Annotated in this window: 15 protein-coding genes; 5 read left to right on the top strand and 10 right to left on the bottom strand. The window is 63.2% G+C overall.

Annotation, left to right across the window (positions count from 1 at the left end):
• Positions 1-256: 256 nt before the first annotated feature.
• The 9 genes from WOB96_RS11025 to WOB96_RS10985 all read right to left on the bottom strand — a co-directional run bounded on the left by WOB96_RS11025 (position 257) and on the right by WOB96_RS10985 (position 7,187).
• On the bottom strand, positions 257-583 hold the full coding sequence (locus tag WOB96_RS11025) for a hypothetical protein (protein WP_341371348.1): 327 nt from the start codon (positions 581-583) through the stop codon (positions 257-259).
• 39 nt (positions 584-622) lie between these two features.
• Positions 623-778, bottom strand: coding sequence for a hypothetical protein (locus WOB96_RS11020; protein ID WP_341371347.1), 156 nt, complete (start codon positions 776-778; stop codon positions 623-625).
• Between the two features lie 84 nt (positions 779-862).
• Positions 863-1,510 (bottom strand): 3-isopropylmalate dehydratase small subunit, encoded by a 648-nt coding sequence (gene leuD, locus WOB96_RS11015; RefSeq protein ID WP_341371346.1) that lies wholly within the window; start codon positions 1,508-1,510, stop codon positions 863-865.
• Between the two features lie 9 nt (positions 1,511-1,519).
• Positions 1,520-2,938: a 3-isopropylmalate dehydratase large subunit gene (gene leuC, locus WOB96_RS11010; RefSeq protein WP_341371345.1), complete on the bottom strand. Its 1,419-nt coding sequence runs from the start codon at positions 2,936-2,938 to the stop codon at positions 1,520-1,522.
• Between the two features lie 69 nt (positions 2,939-3,007).
• Positions 3,008-3,484, bottom strand: coding sequence for a rhodanese-like domain-containing protein (locus WOB96_RS11005; RefSeq protein ID WP_341371344.1), 477 nt, complete (start codon positions 3,482-3,484; stop codon positions 3,008-3,010).
• A gap of 138 nt (positions 3,485-3,622) precedes the next feature.
• The gene (locus WOB96_RS11000; RefSeq protein ID WP_341371343.1) at positions 3,623-3,988 is read right to left on the bottom strand and encodes a response regulator; all 366 of its coding nucleotides are present in this window, start codon (positions 3,986-3,988) and stop codon (positions 3,623-3,625) included.
• Between the two features lie 4 nt (positions 3,989-3,992).
• Positions 3,993-4,637, bottom strand: a complete 645-nt coding sequence (locus WOB96_RS10995; RefSeq protein ID WP_341371342.1) for a hypothetical protein — start codon at positions 4,635-4,637, stop codon at positions 3,993-3,995.
• Positions 4,634-6,094, bottom strand: a complete 1,461-nt coding sequence (locus tag WOB96_RS10990; protein ID WP_341371341.1) for a sensor histidine kinase — start codon at positions 6,092-6,094, stop codon at positions 4,634-4,636. Before WOB96_RS10990 ends, WOB96_RS10995 begins: the two co-directional genes overlap by 4 nt.
• 4 nt (positions 6,095-6,098) lie before the next feature.
• Positions 6,099-7,187 (bottom strand): CgeB family protein, encoded by a 1,089-nt coding sequence (locus WOB96_RS10985; protein WP_341371340.1) that lies wholly within the window; start codon positions 7,185-7,187, stop codon positions 6,099-6,101.
• 306 nt (positions 7,188-7,493) lie between these two features.
• Here WOB96_RS10985 and WOB96_RS10980 point away from each other — a divergent pair, with 306 nt between their 5' ends.
• Genes WOB96_RS10980 through WOB96_RS10960 form a run of 5 tightly spaced genes read left to right on the top strand, consistent with a single transcriptional unit; the run spans position 7,494 to position 12,827 of the window.
• Positions 7,494-8,843 (top strand): inositol-3-phosphate synthase, encoded by a 1,350-nt coding sequence (locus WOB96_RS10980; protein ID WP_341371339.1) that lies wholly within the window; start codon positions 7,494-7,496, stop codon positions 8,841-8,843.
• A 39-nt stretch (positions 8,844-8,882) separates the two neighbouring features.
• Entirely contained in the window at positions 8,883-10,022 is a 1,140-nt protein-coding gene (locus WOB96_RS10975; RefSeq protein ID WP_341371338.1) for a CgeB family protein, read from the top strand.
• Between the two features lie 47 nt (positions 10,023-10,069).
• On the top strand, positions 10,070-10,813 hold the full coding sequence (locus tag WOB96_RS10970; RefSeq protein WP_341371337.1) for a sugar phosphate nucleotidyltransferase: 744 nt from the start codon (positions 10,070-10,072) through the stop codon (positions 10,811-10,813).
• Positions 10,810-11,790: a GNAT family N-acetyltransferase gene (locus WOB96_RS10965; protein WP_341371336.1), complete on the top strand. Its 981-nt coding sequence runs from the start codon at positions 10,810-10,812 to the stop codon at positions 11,788-11,790. The genes WOB96_RS10970 and WOB96_RS10965 overlap by 4 nt, the downstream gene beginning before the upstream one ends.
• Positions 11,787-12,827: a glycosyltransferase gene (locus tag WOB96_RS10960; protein ID WP_341371335.1), complete on the top strand. Its 1,041-nt coding sequence runs from the start codon at positions 11,787-11,789 to the stop codon at positions 12,825-12,827. The genes WOB96_RS10965 and WOB96_RS10960 overlap by 4 nt, the downstream gene beginning before the upstream one ends.
• Here the strand turns inward: WOB96_RS10960 and WOB96_RS10955 are convergent.
• The gene (locus WOB96_RS10955; RefSeq protein ID WP_341371334.1) at positions 12,824-13,642 is read right to left on the bottom strand and encodes a PIG-L deacetylase family protein; all 819 of its coding nucleotides are present in this window, start codon (positions 13,640-13,642) and stop codon (positions 12,824-12,826) included. The two genes, WOB96_RS10960 and WOB96_RS10955, sit on opposite strands and share 4 nt — an antisense overlap.
• Positions 13,643-13,837 lie beyond the last annotated feature (195 nt).

Below are 13,837 nucleotides of genomic sequence, written 5' to 3'. Positions count from 1 at the left end.
TTTCGGACCAGCACCGGGTCCAGCGCCCGAATTCAGCCGTTGTTCAGAGGTTCCTTAGGCACCCTAACGGGCGCATTGTTTTATACCAGCATGGCATGTAACAAATCTCAACATGGCGCAAGTCGAAATGTGGCGACCTGCAGTGCATTGTTACACCCCCTAATGGGAAAGCCAATCACACCACCCATACCGCTGAACAACAAACAGGCCCACCGAATGGCAGGCCTGCAAAAACAGCATTCAATCGCGGCACCCATCAGAACCTCTCCAGGCGCGCTTCATAATCAAAGATGATCAGGCGATACAGGGTGTCGCCCAGTTGCACGTGGGCGCTCTCCGGCATGCCGATGGTGATGGTGTTGCCGCCAGCGGGCGAGAGCCCGCCCGGCCCGAACTTGTCCTGCTCGATCAGCGCCTGCAGCAGTTCCTGCATTTCGGCCTGGGGCACGCTGGCGGTGTTGTCGACCAGCCGACAGGGTTTCCCCTTGCGCGTCAGTCCTTCCAGCACCTGGGCGCCGGGATTGAGCGGATTGGCCTCGTCAAAGCCAATGCCCGTATCGACAAAGGGATTTTCCTCGACCATGGGAAACCTCGCACGTAAAACCCGGGCCTTCCTGAAAGCCTAGTAGCGGGTGGTAAAGGTCCCGACCAGTTCGTAAACCAGGAACAGGGCCAGCAGTACCGGAAAAGCACCACCGAGGATCGTCAGCACGATCTGCTTGGCGGTTGCGGGCTCTTTTATTTCGTCATGATGATGGTGGTGATGTGTGCTCGCCATTTATAGACTCCTGTTTCACAAGAAAGTGCGGGCCAGGCCCGAATCCAGCCCCGAGGGCATTTCGATTCATTCAAACATAGCAAATTAAGTCCCGCAGGCAAAGAGCCAGGGCGCATCCTGACGCCGCCGGGCCTCGTAGGCGCGGATGGCGTCCGCGTGTTGCAGGGTCAGGCCGATGTCATCGAGGCCATGCAGCAGGTTGTGGCGGTGATGCGGCGCGATCTCGAAGCCATGCCGCTCGCCCGCCGGGGTAGTGACGGTCTGGATTTCGAGATCGATATCGAGCTGATAATCGGCCTGGCTGCTGACCTGCTGAAACAGCTGCTCCACAGCATGCTCGTCCAGCCGGATGGGCAGGATGCCGTTCTTGAAGCAGTTGTTGTAGAAGATATCGGCGAAGCTCGGGGCGATGACAGCGCGGATACCGTAGTCCAGCAATGCCCAGGGGGCGTGCTCGCGGCTCGACCCGCAGCCGAAGTTCTCACGGGCGAGCAGGATCTGCGCGCCCTGGTAACGCGGCTGGTTCAGCACGAAGTCCGGGTTGATCTGGCGGCTGGCCGGGTCCTGGCCGGGCTCGCCACGATCGAGATAACGCCATTCGTCAAAGAGATTCACCCCAAGCCCGGTGCGCTTGATGGTCTTCAGGAACTGCTTGGGGATGATGGCGTCGGTGTCCACATTGGGACGGTCCAGCGGCACCACCAGGGCCTTCAAGGTCGTGAATGCTTGCATGTCTGACTCCTATGCCTTGCGCTGGCTGCCCAGTTCGCCGGGATCGATGAAGTGGCCGGCCACGGCGGCGGCAGCGGCCATGGCGGGGCTGACCAGGTGGGTGCGCCCGCCCTTGCCCTGGCGTCCCTCGAAGTTGCGGTTGCTGGTGGCAGCACAGCGCTCGCCGGATTCCAGGCGGTCGGCATTCATGGCCAGGCACATGGAGCAGCCGGGCTCGCGCCATTCAAAGCCGGCTTCCAGGAAGATGCGGTCCAGGCCCTCGGCCTCAGCCTGCTGCTTGACCAGCCCCGAGCCGGGCACCACCAGGGCCTGCTTGATGTTGGCGGCGAGCTTGCGCCCCTTGACCACGGCGGCGGCGGCGCGCAGGTCCTCGATACGGGCATTGGTACAGGAACCGATGAAGATCTTGTCGAGCGGGATCTCGCGCATCGGGGTATTGGCGGCAAGGCCCATGTAGGCCAGGGCCTGTTCGGTGGCCTGACGCTTCACGGGGTCGCTGATGGCGGCGGGATCGGGCACCCGCGCGTCGATGCTGGTGACCATCTCGGGGCTGGTGCCCCAGGTCACCTGCGGGCGGATGCCGGCGGCATCGATCAGGACTTCCTTGTCGAACACGGCATCCGGATCGGAATGCAGCTCGCGCCAGGCGGCCACGGCCAGATCCCAGTTGGCGTCTTTGGGGGCGAAGGGGCGACCCTTGACGTAGTCGATGGTCTTGTCGTCCACCGCAACCATGCCGGCGCGGGCACCGGCCTCGATGGCCATGTTGCAGACTGTCATGCGGCCCTCGACGGACAGGGCCTCGATGGCGGAACCGGCGAACTCGATGGTATAGCCCGTGCCGCCGGCGGTGCCGATCTCGCCGATGATGGCGAGCACGATGTCCTTGGCGCCGGCGCCGGCGGGCAGTTCGCCCTCGACGCGCACGCGCATAGTTTTGGTCTTTTGCGTGACCAGACACTGGGTGGCGAGCACGTGCTCGACCTCGGAGGTGCCGATGCCGAAAGCCAGGGCGCCCAGCGCGCCGTGGGTGGCGGTATGGGAATCGCCGCAGACGATGGTCATGCCCGGCAGGGTGATGCCCTGTTCCGGTGCAATGACGTGCACGATGCCCTGTCGCAGGTCATCCATGCGGAACTCCTGGATGCCGAACTCGGTACAGTTCTGGTCCAGGGTCTCGACCTGCAGGCGGGAAATGGGATCAGCTATGCCCGCCGCGCGATCGGTGGTGGGCACGTTGTGGTCGGGCACGGCGATATTGGCGTCCACGCGCCAGGGCTGGCGGCCGGCCACGCGCAGGCCTTCAAAGGCCTGGGGACTGGTGACTTCGTGGATGAGCTGACGATCGATGTAGAGCAGCGTGGCGCCATCGGTCTGGCTGACCACGTGCTGCTCCCAGATTTTGTCATAGAGGGTCTTGCCGGGCATTTCGGGCGCTCCTTGGGTCCAATCCCCAATGATAACGCCCCTGAGGCCTATGGCAAAATCTGCCGTGAGTTAGCAGATATCCATGGGGCGCAGCAAGGGCAATCCGGCCTGCTCCCAGCCGTGCATGCCGCCGCTGATGGCGTAACTGCGCTCGTAGCCAAGCTCGCGCAACAGCTGCGCGGCTTCCAGGGAGCGATCCCCGCGCGCGCAGAAGCACAGCAAGGCATCGCCGGCACTGGCGTGGCGCAACAGGCGCGCTGTCAGGGCGCGGCGTTCCATGGGAGCCAGACTGTCGCCACTGAGCTCGGACGTGCCTTCGTCAAGGCCAAACAGTTGTTTGAGGCAATGCAGGGGAATTGCCACCGCGCCGGGCACCTGGGAAAACCACTGGCGCTCCTCGGGGCAACGCACGTCGACGATCACGGCTTGGCCATCCTGCACCCATTCCCAGGCTTGCAGGGGATCGAGCTGTAGGTCGTTCAAAAAATGCGCTTCGATGTGTGTTCCGGTACCGAGATTGTGCATGGCCAAAGCCTCCTTTCGCATGATCTTTCCTGTATAAGCAATAAACGTTCCAGGCAGCCGTAGCCGACGGGATACGGCCTATAAGACTCTGCAAAGGCAGGTGAAAGTTCCTTTGGACACAAATACAGCGATGATGACAGGGACGAAACAGAGGAGTTTTCAGGCCAGGGCGCGTTCCACTTCGGCCAGCAAGGCCTTGCCGTTGAAGGGTTTGCTCAGGAAGCCGAAGACACCGCGATGGCTGGCGCTGGCTTCTTCCTGAACGGCACCGTGGGCGGTGAGCAGGATCATGGGCAGCTTGGGATCAAGCTGGTGCAGGGCATCGAAGAGTGCCAGACCGTCCATGCCGCCCATGCGCAGATCAGAGATCACCAGATCGGGTGGCTGGACGCCAAAGCGGTCGAGCGCCTCCTCGCCGCTGTTCGCAACAGTGACCTGATAGCCGGCGGCAGTCAGCCGGATGGACAGCAAACGCAGCAGATCGGGATCGTCATCTACCAGCAGTATGTTTTGCTTCTCGCGCATTTACTTATGGGATTCGGTTGAGTCTCTGTTCGAGCCGCTTGAGTGCGGCGAGTTGTTTTTCTAGGATTTCGGCGCGGTTTTGCGCCTGATCGGCCCGTTTTTGTTCCGCTTTCAGTTTCTGCTCCAGCACATCAATCCTCTCTTCCATGCGGCGCCGGTCAGGGAATCTGTCGACTGCCGCTGCAGCAGGGCCGCGATCGGCCAGTTTTTCCTGAGCCAGTTGCAAGCGGCCAAGCTCGAGCGCCATTTGCCTGTACAGCTGCAGCAAAGCCATGGAAAAGGCGGTCAGATCATCCCGGCTTCCCCATCGCTGATAGGCATCGCGCAAGAGGCCGCCGGCCCGCGCCTGATTCTCGAATCCGGTATTCGGCTGATTGAGCAGGTAAATCAGACGGAGCCGGTCATAGATGTCGCCGTTCTTCAGGAAGCTGGCCTCGATCGTCAGAAACTCGCGCTTGCGGGCCTCTGGCGACAGCCGCCCCACCTGCTGAAAATAGTTCAGATAACGCTGGGTATCCAGTGTCAGGTTCGAATCCAGCTGGGCCGGTGGCACCGGCTCACCAAGTGAGCTCCCCTTATCCATATAGGCGCAAGCGCTGAAAAAGGGAAGTAGAAAGCTGATCAGCAATACGGACTTCAGGTGCTTCATGTTTGTTCTCCAGGGGAACCGGCGACCTGCACACGGGGCAAGGTGACCCGGAAATGAGCCCCCTCGGGCGCGCTTTCCAGTACGTCGATGCTGCCCTGATGCGCCAGCACGAACTCCTTGACGATGGACAGTCCCAGCCCGGTACCCTGTACTGGCCCACGGGCAGGCGCCTTGCCCTGATAGAAAGGTTCGAAAATCAGGCTCTTGTCCTGGTCACTGATGCCAGGACCGGTGTCCATGACATCCAGGGTGGCCATGTTGCCCAGCACTCCCAGACTGAGCATGACCTTGCCCTGCTCGGGACAGTACTTGACGGCATTGGAAACGAGATTATCCACCACCGTGCGCAGTTTGTCCCGATCGCCGACCACGGTCACTTCAGTGAGATCCGGTTCGAAACTGAGATGCTTGGCCTTGGCCGCCAGCTTGTGCGCATTCATCACCTCCAGCACCAGCGGTTTCAGTTCAACCGGCTTGAAATCGAGCGTGGCATTGCGTGCCTGGGCGGCGCTGAAATTCAGGAGATCCTCGATCAGATGCTGTAGCTGCAGACAGTTCTGCTGCAGAATGCCGGCGATCTCCTGCTGATCCTTGTTCAAGGGGCCCGGCAATTCCTCGGCCAGCAGGTCCGTACCCTCGCGCAGGGCGGTCAGGGGCGTCTTCAGCTCGTGGGAGACGTGCCGCAGGAAGCGGTTCTTGCCCTCTTCAAGCTCGATCAGACGCCGGCGCAGCCATTCCAGCCGCTCGCCGAGCTGACGCAGATCCGCCGGGCCGCGCACTTCCACAGGTTCGTCGAAGCGCCCGCGGCCCAGACGCTGGATGGCCTGGTCCATCTGGCCAATCGGTCGCGTGATCAGGGCCGTGAAGAGCAGGATGAAGAGCAGCGTGGTCGGAATCAGGGCCAGCGCTTCCCAGACCAGCACCTGCTGGGAGCGGGCGGCATGCTTCTGCATGTCCTGGACCTTGCGATCCACCAGGCGGTTGTTCTCGGCCAGCAAGTCTGCGGCAAGCGCATTGATCCTGTCAAAGTTCTGTACCGCTTCCTGGCTGGCCTCCGAATCGGGAGAGTTCAGCGACAGTATCTGATAGATCCGGGCTTCCCGCTGCATCAGGTCCTGCAAGCTGGCCCGTTGTTCGGGTCCCAGGGCCAGGCGGGCCAGTCGCTCGCTGGTTTTCTCGAACTGCTGATGCAGGCTCACATAGGTTTGCAGGAAGGCCGCATCCTGGAACAGCAGATACTGGTTGGAGGAGCGCTCCATGTTGCGCACCTGCTCGCCGAGGATCTGGCTGTTCTGGATGGCCTGCACGGCATTGTAGACCGCCTGCTGACTCTGTCCTGCCATCTGCTCGACGTAGTACAGCGCGGTGACCAGCGCGATCAGCAGCGGCAGGGACACCAGGGTGAAGCCGATCAGGGTCAGCTGCAGGAGTGAACGCGGACGTGGCAGCTTGATCATCGGCTCAGGCGCACTGCAGGGCGGCACGTTCCTGGAGGTAAGCCTCCAGTTCGATGGCCCGATGGGCGGCGGTATGGGCGCTAAGCACCCGCTGGCGGGCGCGCGCGCCGATGGCCCGGCGCTCGGTTTCGGGCAGGTCGCGCAGGAAGCGCAAGGTGTCCTCCGGGGCCTTCGCAATCAGGATCTCCTCGCCGATGCTGAACAGCTCCCCCAGCCCCGGCCAGAAATCGCTGATGATGGGCACGCCGCAGGCGGCGGCTTCAAAGAGGCGCACGCTGGGCGAATGGCCGGCCTGACGCATGTCGGCGCGGGTGATGTTCAGGGTGAAGCGCTGGGCATTGTAAAACCGGCGATGTTCGCTCGGCGGCAGATGATTGATGCGCTCCAGGTTCGCGGGCCAGTGGATGTTCTCGGGATACTGCGGGCCGGCCAGCACGAAGCGGCCTTCCGCCCAGCGCCGGGCCGGCTCCAGCATGAGGGCTTCGACGCCGGGCTGGCGATCATCGCTGTAGGTGCCCATGTAGCCAAGGTCCCAGCGGATGGCCACAGGCTCGGGGTAATAGAGCTCGGGATCGACAGCGCAGTAGAGTGGCCGCGCCATAGGCGATCCGAACTCCCGCTCCAGGCGCTCCAGGGTCGGCCCGCCAGTGAAGGACAGATAGAGATCATAACGGCGGATGAGGTCCGGGCTGAGATATTCAGCCGTACCCGCGGCAAGCTTCGCCAGCGTGACTGGCGTGTCGATATCGTAGAAGGCGGTCAGGCCGCCAGCGGTCGACTGCACCCACTCGCCCACGGCGATGCCATCGGGCACGTAGGAGCCCACCATCACCAGATCGGCCGCGCGCACCTGGGATTCAAAGCGCGACTTCAGCGCATCGAGATCATCATAGAGTTCGGTGCGCCCGAAAGGCGGGTTCGGCAGGTCGCGATTATCGGCATACCAGGGCACGTCGCGCTCCAGAAAGAGCACGTCATGGCCACGACGGACCAGCTCGCGCATCAATCCTCGATAGGTGGTCGCATGCCCGTTGCCCCAGGATGAGGTGATGGACAGTCCGAGGATGACAATACGCAGGGGTACGGCGTTCATCTTTGATCTTCCCCTTTTTCAGACGAATGCTTCATATGCCGGCATGGCCTGTCAGGCGCCCGGCCTCCCTTTATTTTAATGCCATCAGTTTCAATGGCTATTCAGCGTAATGCAAGGGTCCGGAATTGAAAACACACGAAAGTCGGGCCTTGGGCAAACCTTGGTCCGATGTGGCTGAACGAGCTTTGTACGCAGAATAGGCTTCATATTCCGCCCTTGCACAGAAAGATCGCACCATCCGCCCGCTTTCCATGCAGAGAGCCCGGCAGGGGCGCCGACAAGACCGAACGCCAAGGGAGATCGCCTATGAACATGCTGCGCCCATTCGAGCTACCGCTGGGCCGGCGCATGGCCGGCTCTGGAGACAAGCTCGGAGTCCTGATTCCCGGCATGGGTGCGGTGGCGACCACCCTGATCGCGGGCGTGCACCTGATCCGCAAGAAACTCGCCAAACCCATCGGCTCCCTGACCCAGATGCAGGAGATTCGCGTCCGCGATGAGGCCGATGCCCCGATGATGCCCATCCACGAGCTCGTGCCGCTGGCGCGGCTCGATGATCTGGTATTTGGCGGCTGGGACATCTTCCCGGATGACGCCTATCAGACTGCCTGCGATGCCGGCGTGCTGTCGCGCGAGGTGCTGGCGCCGGTGCGCCGCGAGTTGGAGCAGATCCGCCCCTGGCCGGGCGTTTTCGAGCAGCGCTTCGTGCGCCGGCTCAACGGCACGCATGTAAAACCCGCGGCCAGCAAGATGGCTCAGGCCGAGGCTGTGATGGCCGACATCCGCCAGTTTATGGAAGAGCGCCAGCTCAAGCGCGCGGTGATGCTCTGGTGCGGCTCCACCGAGATCCATCAGACGATAAGCCCTGTGCATGAAAGCCTGGTGGCCTTCGAGCAGGGACTGCGCGACAGCCACCCTGATATCGCGCCATCGATGATCTATGCCTACAGTGCCCTGATGACAGACCTGCCCTTTGGTAACGGCGCACCGAACCTGGCCGTGGACATTCCGGCCCTGCGCGAACTGGCCGACAAGCGCGGCGTGCCCATCGCCGGTAAGGACCTCAAGACCGGCCAGACCCTGATCAAGACCATCATGGCGCCGGGCCTGCAGACGCGCATGCTGGGCCTGCATGGCTGGTTCTCCTCGAACATCCTCGGCAACCGCGACGGTGAGGTGCTGGACGACCCCGACTCCTTTCGCAGCAAGGAACTGAGCAAGAGTTCGGTGCTCGACGGCATCCTCGAACCGCAGCGCTATCCCGATTTATATGGCGACTATTTTCACAAGGTCCGCATCGAATACTACCCGCCACGCGGCGACGCCAAGGAAGGCTGGGACAACATCGACATCTTCGGCTGGCTGGGCGAGCGCATGCAGATCAAGGTCGATTTCCTGTGCAAGGACTCGATCCTGGCCGCGCCCGTCACCCTGGATCTGATCCTGCTGCTGGATCTCGCCCACCGGGCCGGACTGGGTGGCGTGCAGGACTGGCTGTCCTTCTACTTCAAGTCACCCATGACCCCGCCCGGCGTGGCGGCCGAGCATGATCTCTTCCGCCAGCATGCCCGCTTGCAGGACATGCTGCGGCGCATCAGCCGCATGAACCGTTCGGAGCAGCCCGACAGCGAGGTCGCCCAGACCGCGGGCGTCTGAGACCGGGCGGATGCATCCAGACAAAAGGAAGGCGCGCGCATGAAGCTGGTGATCTTCGGCCTGACCGTTTCCTCTGCCTGGGCCAATGGCCACGCCACCACCTGGCGCGGCCTGCTCAAGGGCCTGCATCAGGACGGCCACGAAGTAATCTTCTTCGAGCGCGACGTGCCCTACTACGCCGACAACCGCGACCTGCCAGATCCGGATTTCTGCGAACTGGTGCTTTATCCGGACTGGGACAGCGTGCTGCCAAAGGCGCGCGCCGCGCTGGCCGATGCCGATGTGGCGCTGGTGACCTCCTACTGCGCCGATGGGCTGGCCGCCTGCCAGATGGTGCTCGACAGCAGCGCGCTGCGGGTATTCTATGACCTCGATACACCCGTCACCCTGGCGGCATTGGCGCAGCATGGCCTGGCCATCCCCGAGGGCGCGCGCTATCTCAGTGCCGATCTCATCCCCGAATTCGATCTTTATCTGAGCTTTACCGGTGGGCCCCTGCTCGATGAAATCATCGAGCGCTGGGGAGCGCGGCGCAGCGCACCGCTCTACTGTGGCGTGGACCCCGAGTTGCATCATCCGGTGCAGCCTCTGGCGGACTTTCGATGCGCCCTGGGCTATCTCGGCACCTATGCGCCAGACCGCCAGCCTGGCCTGGAGGCCCTGCTGATTGAGCCGGCCCGCCGCCGGCCGCAGGACCGCTTTTTCGTGGTCGGCTCGATGTACCCACAGGGCATCGACTGGCCGGCCAATGTCTGGATGCGCTGGCACCTCGATCCCGGCGAACACGCCGGATTCTATTGCGCCAGCCGCATGACCCTGAACATCACCCGCGCGGCCATGCGCGAGACCGGCTACTCGCCCTCTCCGCGACTGTTCGAAGCCGCGAGCTGCGGCACGCCAATCCTCTCGGACCCCTGGCCCGGCATCGAGAGCTTTTTCACGCCGGGCAGCGAGATCCTGCTCGCGCAGGACATAGATGAGGCCTGCGAGCTGCTCGAGATCAGTGACGCCGAACTGGCCCGCGTCGCCAAGGCCGCGCGCGAACGCACCCTGGCCGAACATACCGGCCTGCATCGGGCGCGGGAGCTGGTGGCGCGCTGCGAAGAACTCATCACGGCCATGCCGGGCGCCAGCTGGCAAGCCGCCAGCCATCAGAAGGCGGGCAGACAACCCGCCTAGGCGTTTGGCAAAAACGATTCCATCAGGTATCAAGCACGGAGGTGTGCATGCTGGGCATCATTCCCGCAGCCGGCGCAGGTACCCGTATCCAGCCGCTTGCCTTTTCCAAGGAGATGCTGCCAGTGGGCAGCCGGCTGGATGAACATGGCGTGGAGCGCTCCAAGGCGGTCAGCGAATATCTCATCGAGCGCATGCTGCTGGCCGGCGCCGACCGTATCTGCCTGGTGATCTCGCCACAGAAGACCGACATCATCCAGTACTACGCCAGGCATCCGGCCTCTGCGAAATTCTGTTACATGGTGCAGGAACAACCTTCCGGGTTGTGCGATGCCCTGTTCCGCGCCGCCGCCATGGGACATGCCGATGAAGACGTGCTCATCGGCCTGCCGGACACGGTCTGGTTTCCCGAGAATGGTCTGGCGCAACTGCCGGCCGGCGAGCTCTCCTTCCTGCTCTTTCCGGTGGAGGACCCGACGCAGTTCGATGCCGTGATGACGGATGAGGCGGGCCGGGTGCGCGAGATCCAGGTGAAGTCCGAGCAGCCCGGCACGCACTGGGTCTGGGGCGCCTTTCGCATGCCGCTCAGCACCTTCCAGGCACTGCACGCGCTCTGGCGCGAGCCGGACCGGGGCGACACCTATATCGGCACGCTGGTCAACGCCTATCTGCAGCGGGGCGGATCCGCGCTGGGCGTGCGCGCCGGCGAACGCTATCACGACGTCGGTACGCCGGAGGGCTACCGCGCCGCCGTCGCCAGCCTCGCGAAGCCCAGCCCGATTGCCGCCGCATGATCCGCATCCTGCATGATCGCCATGCCTGGCCGGCGATTCGCCCGGACTGGGAGCGCCTGCAGCGCAACAGCGGGCTGTTCCAGCGCTATGACCTGGCGCTGCTGTGGTGGCGTGCCTTCGGGAAGGGAAAATCGCTCGCCATCATCCATGTGCGCCAGCCCCGGGGAGAGGCCATCCTGCCGCTCTACCGGGATGAAAAGGATGATGAAAGCTGCCTGCGCGTACTCGGGGCCGGCGCTTGCGACCAGTTGGACCTTTTGGCCCAGGGCGAAATCCCGCATGCCGGCTTGACCCGTGCCCTGCAACTGCTCGGCTGCTCGCGCCTGCAGGTGGATGCCGCCTTGCCCCATGCCCGCATCACGGCCTTGTCCGGCCTGCTGGACTGCCCGGTCAGTCGCAGCGATTTCAGCGCCATGCCACTGCTGCACACCGCACGCCTCGATCTCGCCCGCCTGCGCGACGCCCATCCGCGCAGTTGCTATCGTCATCGGCGCATCCTGCGGGAAGGCGCGATCATCCGCGAACTGCAGGACCCGATCGAGGCGCAGCAGGTCTTGCGCGAGGCCTTCCAGTTGAAGCGGGCCAACCTGCACGAAGAAGAAAAGTGCGACATCTTTGCCGATGGCTGTCATCAGCGCTGGCTGGCGGCCCTGATCCGCCGGCATCTGGGCGGCCTGGTACGCCTGCGCACGCTCACCATTGAGGGGCAGCTGGTAGCTGCCGTGCTTTATTTCGCCCAGGCCCGCGCCTGGAACCTGTACTTTACCGTCTATGACAAAGATTTCGCCCGGCTCTCTCCTGGCGTGGCGCTGCTCTGGGACATCCTTGAAAGTGCTGCGTCCAGCGGGATTCCGCTGGTCAATTTCCTGACCGGCGAGCAGTGGTACAAGCTGCGCTGGCATGACGATACCCAGGCATTGATCCGGCTCGACGCCGACCTGACTTCCCTCGGCACGCCTTTGCCTGCCCAGGCATGAAGATCCTGCAGATCGCCTATCCCTTCGAGCGGGTGGCTGAGGATGCTGCCGGTGGCACCGAGCAGATGGTCTCGGTGCTCGATGAGGAATATACCCGGCATGGACACGAATCCGTGGTGCTCGGGCGCAGTGATTCCCGCGTGGCCGGTCGGCTGGTTCCCGGCGCCCCGCCGGGCGTGGATTTCGAGACGGCATCGCGGCTGCATTTCAAGGCCCTGGAAAGGCTGCTGGCGCGCGAGCATTTTGACGTACTGCACAACCAGGGCAGCCATGTTCAGCACCAGCTCAGTCAGCCCCCTGCCCCCCTGCTGAGCACCCTGCATCTGGCCCGCGTGCTGCTCGATCGCTTGCCATTCACTGGAAACGCGCATCATTTCTACAATTTCGTTTCCAGCAGCCAGCAGGCCGAATACGCCGATTGTCCGCTGGCTGAAACGATTCCCGTGATTCCCAATGGCATCCGCCTCGACCGGTTCGCGCCAGCACCTGCGCGCGGCGATCATTTTCTCTGCATTGGGCGCATCTGCCCCGAAAAGGGCTATCACCACGCCATCACGGCTGCCGCAAGCATTGATGCCCCGCTGGTGATCATCGGCAAGGTCTATCCCTTCGAGAGCCATGTTCGCTATTTTGAAACGACGATTGCCGCCCAGCTCGGTCCCCGGTTGCGCTTCGTCGAGGCGCCTTCGATCCAGCAAAAGCGCCTGTTGCTCGCCGAAGCCCGCGCCCTGCTCATTCCTTCCGAGGTGGCGGAGACCAGCTCGCTGGTGGCCATGGAGGCCGCCGCCTGCGGCACGCCAGTCATCGCCTTCCGGCGCGGGGCATTGCCGGAAGTGGTGGTGGACGGCCAGACCGGATTCCTGGTGGAGGATGTGGAGGGCATGATCGCCGCCATGCGTCGCCTGCCCGACATCGACCCGCAGACCTGCCGGAGACATGCCGAGCTACACTTTTCCGGTAAGCGCATGGCCCGGGATTATCTGGCTCTGTATCAGGAGATCAGCCGGACGCAATCCGGCCGGAGAGCCCGGTGCTAAAGCATCAGCGGGCGGGCGTTTTCGAGAAAGGCCTGAGCGGGCCCGGCGGTCAGCGGCATGGGTTCCTGTGCCTGTAGCTGGCTGAAGCGCTCGACCAGCAGTTCGGGCGTGACCGGAAACTGCCAGACCTCGTACATGGCGGCGCCCGTCACCGGGCGGCGCGAAAAATCATAGCCCGGCGCGCGGCGGTAGCGCTCGACGTTGGTACGGAACTGGCGCAGGGTATGCGTCTGGGAGGCATAGGTGGCCAGCAGGCGTTTTTTGTAGGCCATTTCCTCCAGGCTCAGGGCGCGAGTGATGGCCGGCCCCTCGCCCAGGAATGACAGTTGCTGGAAACCGTGATAATAGTGATAGAGGGCGTATTCCCAGTGGTCCACCCGCAGCCGTCGCGCCAGGCGGGCTGCCAGGAAGGCGGCGACGTCATGGTCCGGATGGCCACCTTCGTAGGCCGGCGACCAGATGGCGCAGGGGCGCAGGTCTTCGGCAATGCGTGTCAGTTCGGCCTCCAGCGCTGGTAGCCGCTCAACGCATTCCATGTCAGGCGCATTCAGGAAATGAAGCTGGCCGGGTGCAGCCCGGTAAAAGCGGGTGGCAACCTTTTTCGCTTCGGCCTGTCGATCCGCCCGGTAGGCGTCTGGCGAGTCATAATACTGATCACTGGAATAAAAGCGCGGCTCACGTGGCACGCCATCGGCCAGAAACACCAGCGCACCAGGCCGGTGACGTTGCAGGTAGGCCCCAAGCCCCAGCGCCTCGTCATCCGGATGCGGCGCAATCACCAGGGTACGCCGTTCCCCACCAGCCAAGTCCGTCACAGCCCCCCCTTCACCAGCCACGTTTTCGTACCAGCATACTTCGCAGCAAATATGCCACCAATCCGCCAGAGGGACGAATGCGCTGCAACTCTCCCTCCTTTGGTCCTTGTCCCGATTGGGCTGCCACCCATAAGCTGCCTTTCCAAGACCTCGAAAAACGGGCAAAAACGCTATCTCGACGCCCATTCCTAGGGA

The sequence above is a fragment of the Thermithiobacillus plumbiphilus genome (genome assembly GCF_038070005.1).
GTDB lineage: Bacteria > Pseudomonadota > Gammaproteobacteria > Acidithiobacillales > Thermithiobacillaceae > JBBPCO01.
The sequence above is the reverse complement of the archived record's forward strand: the minus strand, read 5'-3'. Positions and strand labels throughout refer to the sequence as shown.

Coding starts and splice junctions, on each gene's coding strand:
- WOB96_RS11025 (WP_341371348.1), bottom strand. CDS start 583: ATGGTCGAGGAAAATCCCTTTGTCGATACGGGCATTGGCTTTGACGAG.
- WOB96_RS11020 (WP_341371347.1), bottom strand. CDS start 778: ATGGCGAGCACACATCACCACCATCATCATGACGAAATAAAAGAGCCC.
- leuD (WP_341371346.1), bottom strand. CDS start 1,510: ATGCAAGCATTCACGACCTTGAAGGCCCTGGTGGTGCCGCTGGACCGT.
- leuC (WP_341371345.1), bottom strand. CDS start 2,938: ATGCCCGGCAAGACCCTCTATGACAAAATCTGGGAGCAGCACGTGGTC.
- WOB96_RS11005 (WP_341371344.1), bottom strand. CDS start 3,484: ATGCGAAAGGAGGCTTTGGCCATGCACAATCTCGGTACCGGAACACAC.
- WOB96_RS11000 (WP_341371343.1), bottom strand. CDS start 3,988: ATGCGCGAGAAGCAAAACATACTGCTGGTAGATGACGATCCCGATCTG.
- WOB96_RS10995 (WP_341371342.1), bottom strand. CDS start 4,637: ATGAAGCACCTGAAGTCCGTATTGCTGATCAGCTTTCTACTTCCCTTT.
- WOB96_RS10990 (WP_341371341.1), bottom strand. CDS start 6,094: ATGATCAAGCTGCCACGTCCGCGTTCACTCCTGCAGCTGACCCTGATC.
- WOB96_RS10985 (WP_341371340.1), bottom strand. CDS start 7,187: ATGAACGCCGTACCCCTGCGTATTGTCATCCTCGGACTGTCCATCACC.
- WOB96_RS10980 (WP_341371339.1), top strand. CDS start 7,494: ATGAACATGCTGCGCCCATTCGAGCTACCGCTGGGCCGGCGCATGGCC.
- WOB96_RS10975 (WP_341371338.1), top strand. CDS start 8,883: ATGAAGCTGGTGATCTTCGGCCTGACCGTTTCCTCTGCCTGGGCCAAT.
- WOB96_RS10970 (WP_341371337.1), top strand. CDS start 10,070: ATGCTGGGCATCATTCCCGCAGCCGGCGCAGGTACCCGTATCCAGCCG.
- WOB96_RS10965 (WP_341371336.1), top strand. CDS start 10,810: ATGATCCGCATCCTGCATGATCGCCATGCCTGGCCGGCGATTCGCCCG.
- WOB96_RS10960 (WP_341371335.1), top strand. CDS start 11,787: ATGAAGATCCTGCAGATCGCCTATCCCTTCGAGCGGGTGGCTGAGGAT.